Raw genomic sequence first — 12,196 nt, 5'->3', positions numbered from 1 at the left:
ACCGCAGCGGACGGAGCGCCCGGCTCAGCGACCGTGACGCGCGAAGCAGCCGGCACGGCGACCGCGCCGCATGAAGCAGCCGGCTCAGCGACCGCGGTGGCCGGCGGCGGGGCGGGGAAACGGCCGGAGAGGAGTGCGTCGATCTCGGCGGCGTACGTGTCGCGGCCGTCGACGAGCAGCCCGGGCAGCAGGTCGCCGAACGCGTTGACCTCGGCGACGGCGTGGGTGCTGTAGTCGCGGCCGAACATCAGGTCCACGCCGACGTGCAGGCTGCCGGGGAAGCAGGCCGCCGCCGCCTCGCACGTGCGCATCGCCGCCGCCCAGTGCTCCTCGCCCGCGGCGGCCCGGACGCCGGGCAGGTCGCCGCGGGCGTTGCCGAGGTGCAGGTTGGTCATCGGGGACCGGCCGGTCCGCACGACGACATGGCTGACCCGGCCGGCGACGACGAGCACCCGCAGGTCGAACACGAGCCCGTCGTGCGACGCCTTCGGCAGCCACCGCTCGACGTGCAGGCCGTCGACGGCGAGCCGGTCGACGATCGCGGCGATGGCCGGCTCGTCGGTGTACCTGTGCACCCGCAGCTCGTTGTAGAGCCGGCCGCCGTCGAGGACCGCGGACGTGTACGCGACGACCCGTCCCCGCTCGCGAGCCCCGCCGAACCCGAGCGCGACGACCCCCGACGCCGACGACCCGTGCGGTGGCTTGACGAACACCCGCTGCCAGCCGCGCTCACGAATCTCCTGGTAGCCGGCCGCGGCGAACGCCTCGGGCACCGCCACGCCCCTGGAGCGCAGCAGCGCGTGGCACCGCCGCTTGTCGAACATGACGTCGAGCTCGTCGACCGCGGTCAGCAGCGGCACGCCCCACGCCTCGACCCGGCGGGCCGCCGCGACGAGGCCGCGGTGCCAGGCGGCGAGCCCGACGATCTCGCCGTGGGCGGCCTCGCTCGCCGCGCCCCGCAACAGCCGGTCGGTCTCGGCGTCCTCGCCCGGCGACTCCAGCCGGACCCAGCTCGACCCGCCGCCGTCGACCCGCGCACCGGCGCAGACGTCGCGCCAGCTCACGACCGTGGGCTCGGGGAGTCCCGCGGCGACGGCCGCGTCGCGGAACAGCCCGACGCGCCGGTTGCCGGGAACGCCGACGACGGTGATGGTGGTCATTCCGACACTGCCGTGTAGCGCTCGCCGTCGTCCTCCTCCTGCTCGTCGGACAGGTCGACGTCGACGCCGGGCAGCTCGGCCCGCAGCCGGTCGGCCAGCTCCGCCGAGACGAAGTGGTGGGACAGGTCGAGCCGGCGCAGGTGGGTCAGCGGCTGGCCGAGCAGGAGCGCCTCGGCGCCCTGGTCGGAGAGGATGCCGAGGGACAGGTCGATCTCCTCGAGGCGGGGCACGACGGGCGCGCCGGCGAGCGCGGCCGCGACCTGGTCGGCGATCTCGGCGTTGCGCAGCGCGAGCCGGCGCAGCCGGGGCAGGCCCGAGCCGCTGAGGATCGGCGTGAGGTCCTCGACTGTGATGTCGCCGCCGTACTGACTGACGCCGAGCCACAGCTCCAGGTCGGTCAGCGCCGGCAGGTGCGAGTCGACGACGCCGCGGAGGAAGGCCGCGGGCAGGCCGCCGCTCTCCACCGCCAGCTCACGCAGGCGCATGTGCCGCACCGGCGACAGCTGCAGCCCGTCGGCGCCGCGGATGCGCAGGATCTCCAGGCCCGGGAACGCGGCGAGCAGCGGCGCCACGTCGGTGTGGTTGATCCAGGAGATCTCGCACTCCTCGCCGGTCATCTCGCCGATGAACAGCGCCCGCAGGTGCGGCAGCCGGGCGCGGGCGGCGATGAGCAGGTGCAGGGGCGGCGCGGTGTCATACGCCTCGCCCCACTGGCCGATCACGAACGCGTGGATGGACTCGCCGCCGACGACGTCGAGGCACCGGTCGAGGATGGAGCCGAACACCTCCTCGCTGTCCTCATACTCCGTCTCGATCCGCCACGCGACGGCGCTGCGCGGGGTCCCGGCCCTGTCCAGCTTGTCGACGACGCCGGGCCCGAACTGCACTACCGGAAGCCCGGCGAACGTCGTGATGTGCCTCATGCGCGGGACCCTAACAGGACCCCCCGACAATTCCCGGCGACCGGCGGGGCAGCTGCGGCGCGGCGAACCGCCAACCCCGCGTGAGCAGCTCGTCGCAGGCCGCGAGCGCTGTGCGCAGTCGCGTCCGGTACGTCCCCGTCAGCTCGATCCACGGGACCCGGCCGGCGGCGAGCTCGGTGCGGAACCGGTCGGTCATCCACCCTCGCAGATGCTCGCCGTCGCGCATCCCGTCGTCCTCGAAGGGCACGCCGTCGTCGGAGGTCAGCAGGTACAGCGCGGGCTCGCGGGCGGCGGCGCGGACCTCCGGCGAGGCGGAGCCGAGGTAGCGCTCCTCCCAGACCGCGGTGGCGAACGCGTCGGTGTCGCAGATGAGCAGCGGCCCGCCGGCCCGGGCGGCGGCGTCCTCCGCGGCATTCTGTTCGCGCACCACGGTCAGGAAGTCCTCGCGGTCCCAGACGAGGTCCTCGACCTTGACGCCGCCGGCCATCTTCAGTTCGGTGAGGGTCCGCCCGTACTCCGGCACCCAGCGCGTGCCGGCGAACGCTCCGCCGCGCAGCCTGAGCTGGGCGGCGAGCGCCCGCGCGAGGGTGGTCGTGCCGGTCGACTCGGCACCGACGACGACCACCCTTCGGGCCAGCCAGCCGCGCACCGGAGGGGCCAGGAACGCCCAGTTGGCCACCGGATCGGCGCGGACGGCCGTGCCGGAGACCGGCGCACCGCGCCTTGGCGGGTCGACCGCGACGTGCCGCGCATCGAACCGTCGGGCGAGCTCATCACCGTACAACTCGGATGAGAAGACAAGGTCGACCCGCTCCGGACCGACGGCCCGGCGGAAGACCTCGTAGTGCGCCTGCCAGATGTCGGGGTCGTCGTAGTCGATCGGCAGGTCGCAGTAGACGCCGGCGAAGCGGACGTGCGGGCTGGCCGAGTGGACCTCGCGCAGCCATTCGAGGCGGGTTTCGAGCGGGATGGACTCGGCGCTCGACGGTGCGACGACGACGGTGACTCGGTCGCATGTACGGGCAGCGGCGTCGATGAGCAGGTGGTGGCCGGCGTGCGGCGGGTAGAACTTGCCGACGACGAGGCCGTGGGTCACGCCGGCACCGTCTCGCGCCGCGCGTCGAGGGTCTGCCGCCAGGCCCGCAGCCCCATGAGACACAGGGCGAGGAAGGCGAGGTAGAGCACGGCGGTGAGCCACAGGTCCTTGTACCCGTAGAGCGGCACGTAGACGACGTCGACGGCGATCCACAGCCACCAACTCTCGACGAGCCGCCGGGTCTGGCCGTAGGTCGCGAGCAGGGAGAGGGCGGTGGTCGCGGCGTCCGGCCACGGCACGGTCGAGCTGGTGAAACGGTCGAGGTACCACCACAACACCACGGTGAGTGACACACCGGCGACAGCGAGTGCACCCCATTCGACGCGGGTCGTGCGACGGACTACCGTCGTGGCACCCGGACGCCACCGCCACCAGCCGTAGGCGCCGAGCACCACATAGACCACCTGAAGCCACGCGTCGCCATAGAGGCCGACGTGCCAGAACGCGACCATGAGCAGCAGCACGTTGGCGATGCCGACGGGCCAGTTCGCGATGTGCTGCCGCACGACCAGCCAGACCGTGACCAGCCCTGTCAGGAATCCCAGCAGCTCCGCCCACGTGGTGGGGGCACCGAAAGCGTGGAAGGCAGTGGATGTGAGCCAGTCGAGCACGATGTCCCCTAACCTGTCCGAATGGTTCTGGAAGTTGCACTCATCGACGTGCTCGCGGGCCGCGAGGAAGAGTTCGCCGCCGCGTACAGCAAGGCCCACACGCTGCTCGCGACCACCTCCGGCTGCCGGTCCGTGCGCATGACCCGCGGCGTCGAGTCGCCGACCCGGTTCGTGCTGCTGGTGGAGTGGGACTCGGTGGACGCGCACCTGGACAACTTCCGCGCCACCGACCGCTTCACGCAGTGGCGCGGGCTGCTCGGACCGTTCTTCGACGGCGCGCCGACCGTCGAGCACTTCGTCGACGTGCCCGCCTGACCGGTCAGTCGCCGGCCTTCTTCCACACCGTGAAGTCGAGGTACGTGGTGTAGAGCTGGCCGCTGACGATGGCCTCGCCGGACCGGGGCGTGAACCAGCCGAACCGCTGGTCGCCGGTGCGGACGCAGACCTTCGTGACGGGCAGCAGCGCGCTGAGCAGGACCCGGTCGCTCCACTGGGCGGCCGGGACCGCCGAGCAGACAGCGAGGGTCGGCGCCGCCAGGACGGGAGCGAAGGCCGCGCCGCCCACGGCGGTCAGCCCGAGCGCGCCGGCGGCCACGTCGGCGCCGGACGCCTGCTTGGCGCCGTTGTCGAAGTCGAACGTCTCGTCGGGCTGCCCCGCGAGGACGGTCATCCGCACGGTGCCGGCGCGCAGCACGTCGGTGACGGTGCCCTCCGGCACGGGGCTGGTCACGACGGCGCTCGGGTCGGGGGTGCCGCCGGTACTGGCGGCGGGCGATCCGCCGGCGTCGAGGCTCGGGGACGCGGTGGCTCCGACGGTGGCTCCGGCGGTGGCCCCGGCCGGCGTCGTCGCCTCGGTCATGGGCGCGGTGGCGGCACGGTTCTCACCGGTCGGTGTCTGCGTGTCGCCGGACGACTCGCGGGTGGCGAGCACCCCACCAACCGCTGCGGCAAGGAGCACGATCAGGCCGATGACCAGGGCGGCGATCCGCCAGCGGCGGCCGGGCGCCTCCTGGGGCGGCTCGGCGACCTCGGGCTGCGGCGCCTCCTGGGGTTCTTCCTGCGGTGCCCGCCGCTCTTCCTTCGGGGGAGTCGCCTGCCTGGGGACGATCGCGTACGCCGAGGTCGGCCAGCCGGACCCGCCGTCGAGCGGCGAGTCCGACATCCAGCCACGCCGGCTGCGGGGTCGCGGTGGCGACCCGTTGACCTGGTCGTGGCTCGGCTCCGTCGGCGGATCCTGCCGTGGGGGGTGTCCCGGCTCCATGCAGCGCGTCCTTCTGGTCCTGGCGGCGGTGCAGTTCGTGCACTTGCGCACGGCACTCGTGCACTCGCCCGGGCAGAGTATCGCTGACAGCCCGCGCCTCGCGCCACGGCTGATGGCGTGGATGACCCACCTTTCGGGTGTCCGCCTGCACCCACTCGGGTCGCCTGGTCAGCGCGCCAGCATCTGTGCGACCGCGTTCGCCCCCGACGCCGCATACCAGCCGCTGACCGCGAGTATCGCCAGCGCGGCGGCCGCGGCGAAGATGCCCGCCGCCTCGGTCGTCGACCGGCGCAGCGAGCGGCCGCGGCGGTGCCGTGGTCCGCCTTCGGCGGCGTCGGTGGTCGCAAGAATCATGGTGATGTCACGGCGCCCCAGGCCCGGCCGGCCGATGCAGTGTCGCCCCTGTGTCATGTTCGCCCCGCTATGTTGTCTTCCTCAGCACGGAGGTTATCTCCGCAAATGCCGCTTTTCGCGCTGCACACGCCGGAGATCACCTGTCCGGTGCGCGGCCGGTTCGTCAGCTCTGCTGTGATGGGCGGATGAGGATGGTGGGGCTGACCGGCGGCATCGGTGCCGGTAAGAGCGCCGTGGCGGAGCGGCTGGCCGCGCTCGGTGCCGTGATCATCGACGCGGACCGGCTGGCGCGCGAGGTCGTGGAGCCCGGCACGCCCGGCCTGGCCGCGGTCGTCGAGGCGTTCGGCGACGGCGTGCTCACCGCGGACGGCGCGCTCGACCGGGCCGCGATGGCGAGCCGGATCTTCGGCTCCGACGAGGCGCGCGCGACGCTGGAGGGCATCGTGCACCCCCTCGTCCGGGCACGGACGGCCGAGCTGGTCGCGGCCGCGCCTGACGGCGCCGTCGTCGTCAACGACGTGCCGCTCCTCGTCGAGAAGCAGATGTCCCGCCTGTACGAGACGGTGGTCATCGTGTTCGCCTCGCTCCCCACGCGGCTGGACCGGCTGGTGCGGTTGCGCGGGATGACGCCGGAGGAGGCCAGGGCCCGGATCGCGGCGCAGGCGACGGACGAGCAGCGGCGGGCGGTCGCGGACGTCTCGATCGTCAACGACGGCACGCCGGCCGAGCTGGACGCGGCGGTTGCGGCGGCCTGGCCCTTGATCGCCGGTACCGCCTGATTTCGCGCACCCGCTCGCCCGGGCACGGACGGCCGAGCGGGTGCGGCGCGGTGCGGTGGGGCATGGCGCGGTGCGGTGGGGCGCGGTGCAGTGGGGCACGGCGCGGTGGGGTGCGGTGCGGTGCGGCGGACGAGGCGGTCGCGGTGCTTCGGCTGTGGCGCAGGGGCGGTCGTGGCGCTTCCCCGGCCGACGGCGCAGGGGCGCTCGCGGCGGCCGGTCGCGCGTGTCGCGCGATCCATCCACGGTGCGCTCGCCGGCCGTGACGGGCCGGGGCAGCAACCTGGCGCCGGGAGGGCCGGACCGAGTGATTGCCGGCCTGCTCTCCGGTCGGCCGCCGCGAGCGGCCTACGGCTCTACGGTAGCCCGGTGATCTTCCCCACACAATCGTCAGGTTGAATACGATCGACCACCCAGGGCGAGGAAGCCGAAAGTTGTCATACCCCCCGCGTACGGTTGGGTCATGGCGCTCGACATCCCCCGCTTGGACAACCGCTTCGAGGTGGTCAGCGAATACGTTCCGTCCGGCGACCAGCCCGCCGCCATCGAGCAGCTGGCGCGTCGCATCCGGTCCGGCGAGCGGCACTCGGTGCTGCTCGGTGCGACCGGCACCGGCAAGAGCGCGACGACCGCGTGGCTCGTCGAGCGGCTGCAGCGCCCGACACTCGTGCTCGCCCACAACAAGACCCTCGCCGCGCAGCTGGCCACGGAGTTCCGCGGCCTCATGCCCAACAACGCGGTCGAATACTTCGTCAGCTACTACGACTACTACCAGCCTGAGGCATACATCCCGCAGACCGACACCTACATCGAGAAGGACTCGTCGGTCAACGAGGAGGTCGAGCGGCTGCGTCACTCCGCGACGATGAGCCTGCTGACCCGCCGCGACGTCATCGTGGTCGCGACCGTCTCCGCGATCTACGGTCTGGGCACGCCCGAGGAGTATCTGGACCGGGCCGCCAAGGTGACCGTCGGGCAGGAGCTCGAGCGCGACAAGCTGCTGCGGCGGCTGGTCGACATCCAGTACACCCGCAACGACCTCGCGTTCAACCGTGGCACGTTCCGGGTCCGCGGCGACACGCTGGAGATCATCCCCGCCTATGAGGAGCTCGCGATCCGTATCGAGTTCTTCGGCGACGAGATCGAGCGACTGTCCTACCTGCACCCGCTGACCGGCGACGAGATCCGCCAGGTTGACCAGCTGATGATCTTCCCGGCGACGCACTATGGCGGTGGCCCTGAGCGCATGGAGCGGGCAATCTCCCAGATCGAGGTGGAGCTGGAGGAGCGCCTCGCCGAGCTCGACCGCGAGGGCAAGCTGCTGGAGGCCCAGCGGCTGCGCATGCGCACCACGTATGACATCGAGATGATGCGCCAGGTCGGCTTCTGCAACGGCATCGAGAACTACTCCCGCCACATCGACGGCCGCGAGGCGGGCAGCCCGCCGCACTGCCTGCTCGACTACTTCCCCGACGACTTCCTCACCGTCATCGACGAGTCGCACGCCACCGTCCCGCAGATCGGCGGCATGTATGAGGGCGACGCATCACGGAAGCGGACGCTCGTCGAGCACGGGTTCCGGCTGCCCAGCGCCCAGGACAACCGGCCGCTGCGCTTCGACGAGTTCGAGGAGCGGATCGGCCAGACCGTCTACCTGTCGGCGACCCCCGGCCCGTGGGAGCTCGGCCGCACGCAGGGCGAGTTCGTCGAGCAGGTCATCCGCCCGACCGGGCTGGTCGACCCACAGGTGATCATCAAGCCCACCAAGGGCCAGATCGACGACCTCATGCACGAGATCAACCAGCGGGTCGAGCTCGACGAGCGGGTCCTCGTCACTACCCTGACGAAGAAGATGGCCGAGGACCTCACCGACTATCTGCTGGAGCACGGCATCCGGGTGCGCTACCTGCACTCCGAGGTCGACACCCTGCGCCGCGTCGAGCTGCTGCGCGAGCTGCGTCGCGGCGAGTTCGACGTGCTCGTCGGCATCAACCTGCTCCGCGAAGGCCTCGACCTGCCCGAGGTGAGCCTGGTCGCCATCCTCGACGCCGACAAGGAAGGCTTCCTGCGCTCCGGCACCAGCCTCATCCAGACCATCGGCCGCGCGGCGCGTAACGTCTCCGGCCAGGTCCACATGTATGCCGACAAGATGACCCCGTCGATGACCCTCGCCATCGACGAGACCAACCGGCGCCGCGACAAGCAGATCGCCTACAACCTCGCCAACGGCATCGACCCCCAGCCGCTGCGCAAGAAGCTCGGCGACATCCTCGACGACATCTACCGCGAGGCCGAGGACACCGCCGGCGCCGTCGGCGGCCACGGCCCAGGCGGCGCCATCACCGTCGGCGGCGGTCGCCAGATGAGCCGCGGCAAGTCCCCCGAGAACACCCGCGCCCGCCAGAAGGGCGGCGGCACGAAGGGCTCCGCGGGCGCCGCCACCCCAGCCCGTGCGGGCATGGCCCGCGCCGAGCTCGCCACCCTCATCCAGGACCTCAACGACCAGATGCTCGGCGCCGCCCGCGAGCTGCAGTTCGAGCTCGCCGCCCGCCTCCGCGACGAGGTCGCCGAGCTCAAGAAGGAGCTCCGCGCCATGGACGTAGCCGGCGTCAAGTAGCCCACGTCGGCCCCACCCGCCGCTCTCTCCTGCTGCGTATGGGCGGCGCTTCCACCTGCCGGAAGCGCGGTTCGCCGCCTTCCGGCGGGCAGCGCTCCACGCTTGCAGGCGGCGACGCCTGCTGCCGGCGGCATCTGCTACCGGCGGCGAGCAACGCTCCACACCTGCCGGCGGCGGCACCGCCCGCTGCCGGCGGCGGTGACGCCTGTTGCCGGCGGCGGTGACGCCTGTTGCCGGCGGCGGTGACGCCTGTTGCCGGCGGCGGTGACGCCTGTTGCCGGCGGCGGCACCTGCTGCCGACGGCGAGCAACGCTCCACACCTGCCAGCGGCGGCACCGCCCGCTGCCGTCAGCGGTGACGCCTGTTGCCGGCGGCGGCGCCCGCTGCTGTCGACGGGCAATGCTCCACACCACTCGGAGCATCGCAAGCCAGTCCCGGAGCCATCGGCCGAGGCGAATTCGACCGGCTCCGAACGAGGGAACGTCAGCACCTGCACATGGCGCCCAACCGGTGGCGAACCGGGCAAAGGCTGCCAGACCCGTCGCAGCGTCCAGAGGGCCGGCAACGCCCGTGGCGGACCTGGTCTCCACCTCACCAGCAAGCGGCCTGCGACTCGAGTGCGACGCCGTCTCGGAGCCTCCGTCGAGTGGCCCGCGGTCAGCGCCGTACCTGGTGGAGACAGGGAGAGGCCCCGTAGCCGAATCCGGCTACGGGGCCTCTCCTGATGTTCTGCGAACCGTCAGCTCTTGCCGCCGGCCAGCTTCTCGCGCAGGGCCGCGAGGGCCTCGTCCGTCGCGAGGGTGCCTGCCGGCTCCTCCGGGGCGCGAGCCGCCGTCGGGGTCGACGAGGTGACCGGGCCACCGCTCGTCGCGCCGGCCGCGGCGGTGGCGGCGGGCTCGGCGGCGTCGGCCTGGCGGGCCGTCTGCACCTGCTTGGTGTGGGCCTCCCAGCGCTGGCGGGCCTCAGCGTACTGCTGCTCCCACGCCTCACGCTGCTTCTCGAAGCCGGCCATCCACTCGGCGGTCTCCGGGTCGAAGCCCTCCGGGTAGATGTAGTTGCCCTGCTCGTCGTACGTGGCCGACATGCCGTAGAGGGTCGGGTCGAAGTGCTCCTCGCCCTCGACAAAGCCCTCGTTGGCCTGCTTGAGCGACAGCGAGATCCGGCGACGCTCGAGGTCGATGTCGATGACCTTGACCATGACGTCGGAGCCGACCTGCACGACCTGCTCCGGGATCTCCACGTGGCGCTCGGCCAGCTCGGAGATGTGCACCAGGCCCTCGATGCCGTCGTCGACGCGGACGAACGCACCGAACGGCACGAGCTTGGTGACCTTGCCCGGGACGATCTGCTGGATCGCGTGGGTGCGCGCGAACTGGCGCCACGGGTCTTCCTGGGTCGCCTTCAGCGACAGGGAGACACGCTCACGGTCCAGGTCGACGTCGAGCACCTCGACCTCGACCTCCTGGCCGACCTCGACAACCTCGGACGGGTGGTCGATGTGCTTCCAGGACAGCTCGGACACGTGCACCAGGCCGTCGACGCCACCGAGGTCGACGAACGCACCGAAGTTGACGATCGAGGACACGACGCCCTTGCGGACCTGGCCCTTCTGCAGCTTGTGCAGGAACTCGGTGCGCACCTCGGACTGGGTCTGCTCGAGGTAGGCCCGGCGGGACAGGACCACGTTGTTGCGGTTCTTGTCCAGCTCGATGATCTTCGCCTCGAGCTCGCGGCCCACGTACGGCTGCAGGTCGCGGACCCGGCGCATCTCGACCAGGGACGCCGGCAGGAAGCCACGAAGTCCGATGTCGAGGATGAGACCACCCTTGACCACCTCGATGACGGAGCCGCGAACGATCCCGTCGTCTTCCTTGATCTTCTCGATCGTGCCCCACGCCCGCTCGTACTGCGCGCGCTTCTTCGAGAGGATCAGACGCCCTTCCTTGTCCTCCTTCTGGAGGACCAGGGCTTCGATGTGGTCACCGACCGACACGACCTCAGCAGGGTCGACATCATGCTTGATCGACAACTCGCGCGAGGGGATGACACCCTCGGTCTTGTAGCCGATGTCGAGCAGGACCTCGTCCCGGTCGACCTTGACGACGGTGCCTTCGACGATGTCGCCGTCGTTGAAGTACTTGATGGTCTCGTCGATCGCGGCGAGGAACGCCTCATCGGACGCGAGTTCGTCGACGACCTTGTTGCTGCTGGCGCTCGAGGTGGCCTCGATGCTGCTCGTCATGTGGGTTGTTGCTCCGGTCGGTGGGTGACTTCGGTGGACCTGCGCTCCCGCGGACCATCGTCGGGGCACAACCCGCCTGTCGCAGTGCAGGATCAATGCATTGGAAGCTCAGGATGTGTCAGACGATCGTGAGCCTGCTCCATGCCGAGGCGCACAACCCACGAGTGCACCGATCAGCCTACCCTGCGCAATACCACATGGTCCAACCCTCCCCCAGACCCGATCCGCCGACTTTTGCGGGGCCTACCGTTGCAGTCCATGGAAACGTCACCAGACGCAGGCGTCACACGACGCGCAGTGAACCCAGCCGAGAGCCGCCGCGCGAGCCGGGGCTGGTGGGACGCTGACGCCGACGCCTACCAGGCCGAACACGGCGTGTTCCTCGGTGACGCCGACTTCGTCTGGTGCCCGGAGGGCCTGCGTGAGGTCGACGCCCGACTGCTCGGCGACGTCACCGGCAAGGACGTCCTGGAGATCGGCTGCGGCGCGGCGTCGTGCTCACGCTGGCTGCGCACCCAGGGCGCGCGGGTCGTCGCCAGCGACCTGTCCGCCGGCATGCTGCGGCACGCCGCCGCCGGGAACACCCGATCGGGTGTACAAGTGCCACTCCTGCACGCCGACGCGACGGCCCTGCCGTTCGCCGAAGGCGTATTCGACATCGTGTGCACGGCCTTCGGCGCCATCCCGTTCGTCGCCGACTCGGGTCGCGTCATGCGGGAGGTGTACCGCGTGCTGCGCCCCGGCGGCCGTTGGGCGTTCTCGATCACCCATCCGATGCGGTGGGTGTTCCTGGACGACCCAGGCGAAGGCGGCCTGGTCGCGGTGCACTCCTACTTCGACCGCCGCGCCTATGTCGAGGAGGACGAGAAGCACGTCCCGACGTACGTCGAGCAGCACCGTACCCTCGGCGACCGCATCCGCGAGCTCGTCGCGGCCGGCTTCGTCCTCAACGACCTCATCGAGCCCGAATGGCCCGACGACCACAACGGCACCTGGGGCCAGTGGAGCCCCCTGCGCGGCAAGATCTTCCCCGGCACCGCGATCTTCGTCGCCACCAAGCCGACCTGACGGCAGCCCAGTGACGCGACCGCGTCATAGTCCACGAGTAGGCTCAAGCCCCACAAAATGCTGATTTTTCCGGTTTAGCGGGCGCGAA

At 71.3% G+C, this 12,196-nt stretch carries 10 protein-coding genes and 1 pseudogene; 4 read left to right on the top strand and 7 right to left on the bottom strand.

Annotated elements, in window-relative coordinates; genetic code table 11:
• The 4 genes from ACFY3L_RS13210 to pnuC all read right to left on the bottom strand — a co-directional run.
• Nucleotides 1-1,160: STM4014 family protein (locus ACFY3L_RS13210; protein ID WP_389322279.1), on the bottom strand; the 1,160-nt coding region annotated here is incomplete at its 3' end.
• Entirely contained in the window at nt 1,157-2,083 is a 927-nt protein-coding gene (locus ACFY3L_RS13205) for an STM4015 family protein (protein ID WP_389322277.1), read from the bottom strand. The genes ACFY3L_RS13210 and ACFY3L_RS13205, both read right to left, overlap by 4 nt.
• Before the next feature lie 10 nt (nt 2,084-2,093).
• Nucleotides 2,094-3,179: an AAA family ATPase gene (locus ACFY3L_RS13200; RefSeq protein ID WP_389322275.1), complete on the bottom strand. Its 1,086-nt coding sequence runs from the start codon at nt 3,177-3,179 to the stop codon at nt 2,094-2,096.
• Entirely contained in the window at nt 3,176-3,790 is a 615-nt protein-coding gene (gene pnuC, locus ACFY3L_RS13195) for a nicotinamide riboside transporter PnuC (RefSeq protein WP_389322273.1), read from the bottom strand. Before pnuC ends, ACFY3L_RS13200 begins: the two co-directional genes overlap by 4 nt.
• Before the next feature lie 21 nt (nt 3,791-3,811).
• On the opposite strand from pnuC, the gene ACFY3L_RS13190 reads away from it, so the two are divergent.
• Nucleotides 3,812-4,105 carry an antibiotic biosynthesis monooxygenase family protein gene (locus ACFY3L_RS13190; RefSeq protein ID WP_389322271.1) on the top strand — a complete coding sequence of 98 codons (294 nt, stop codon included), beginning with the start codon at nt 3,812-3,814 and terminating at the stop codon, nt 4,103-4,105.
• Nucleotides 4,106-4,109: 4 nt separating this feature from the next.
• Here ACFY3L_RS13190 and ACFY3L_RS13185 read toward each other — a convergent pair whose 3' ends face one another.
• Nucleotides 4,110-4,952, bottom strand: a complete 843-nt coding sequence (locus ACFY3L_RS13185; RefSeq protein WP_389322269.1) for a hypothetical protein — start codon at nt 4,950-4,952, stop codon at nt 4,110-4,112.
• A gap of 267 nt (nt 4,953-5,219) precedes the next feature.
• The gene (locus tag ACFY3L_RS13180; protein ID WP_389322267.1) at nt 5,220-5,462 is read right to left on the bottom strand and encodes a hypothetical protein; all 243 of its coding nucleotides are present in this window, start codon (nt 5,460-5,462) and stop codon (nt 5,220-5,222) included.
• Nucleotides 5,463-5,590: 128 nt separating this feature from the next.
• Between ACFY3L_RS13180 and coaE the strand changes: the two are divergent.
• Both coaE and uvrB read left to right on the top strand, forming a co-directional pair.
• A pseudogene (gene coaE / locus ACFY3L_RS13175) lies at nt 5,591-6,160 on the top strand (dephospho-CoA kinase); the annotation flags it as partial.
• Nucleotides 6,161-6,644: 484 nt separating this feature from the next.
• On the top strand, nt 6,645-8,798 hold the full coding sequence (gene uvrB / locus ACFY3L_RS13170) for an excinuclease ABC subunit UvrB (protein WP_389322265.1): 2,154 nt from the start codon (nt 6,645-6,647) through the stop codon (nt 8,796-8,798).
• Nucleotides 8,799-9,537: 739 nt separating this feature from the next.
• Here the strand turns inward: uvrB and rpsA are convergent.
• Nucleotides 9,538-11,136: a 30S ribosomal protein S1 gene (gene rpsA / locus ACFY3L_RS13165; RefSeq protein ID WP_389322263.1), complete on the bottom strand. Its 1,599-nt coding sequence runs from the start codon at nt 11,134-11,136 to the stop codon at nt 9,538-9,540.
• Nucleotides 11,137-11,298: 162 nt separating this feature from the next.
• Here rpsA and ACFY3L_RS13160 point away from each other — a divergent pair, with 162 nt between their 5' ends.
• Nucleotides 11,299-12,108 carry a class I SAM-dependent methyltransferase gene (locus tag ACFY3L_RS13160; protein WP_389322261.1) on the top strand — a complete coding sequence of 270 codons (810 nt, stop codon included), beginning with the start codon at nt 11,299-11,301 and terminating at the stop codon, nt 12,106-12,108.
• Nucleotides 12,109-12,196 lie beyond the last annotated feature (88 nt).

Origin of the sequence: Dactylosporangium sp. NPDC000521, from assembly GCF_042898305.1 — a bacterium.
Taxonomy (GTDB): domain Bacteria; phylum Actinomycetota; class Actinomycetes; order Mycobacteriales; family Micromonosporaceae; genus Dactylosporangium.
This window is presented reverse-complemented; position numbering and strand designations above follow the sequence as displayed.

Coding starts and splice junctions, on each gene's coding strand:
- ACFY3L_RS13190 (WP_389322271.1), top strand. CDS start 3,812: ATGGTTCTGGAAGTTGCACTCATCGACGTGCTCGCGGGCCGCGAGGAA.
- ACFY3L_RS13205 (WP_389322277.1), bottom strand. CDS start 2,083: ATGAGGCACATCACGACGTTCGCCGGGCTTCCGGTAGTGCAGTTCGGG.
- uvrB (WP_389322265.1), top strand. CDS start 6,645: ATGGCGCTCGACATCCCCCGCTTGGACAACCGCTTCGAGGTGGTCAGC.
- ACFY3L_RS13180 (WP_389322267.1), bottom strand. CDS start 5,462: ATGACACAGGGGCGACACTGCATCGGCCGGCCGGGCCTGGGGCGCCGT.
- ACFY3L_RS13160 (WP_389322261.1), top strand. CDS start 11,299: ATGGAAACGTCACCAGACGCAGGCGTCACACGACGCGCAGTGAACCCA.
- ACFY3L_RS13185 (WP_389322269.1), bottom strand. CDS start 4,952: ATGTCGGACTCGCCGCTCGACGGCGGGTCCGGCTGGCCGACCTCGGCG.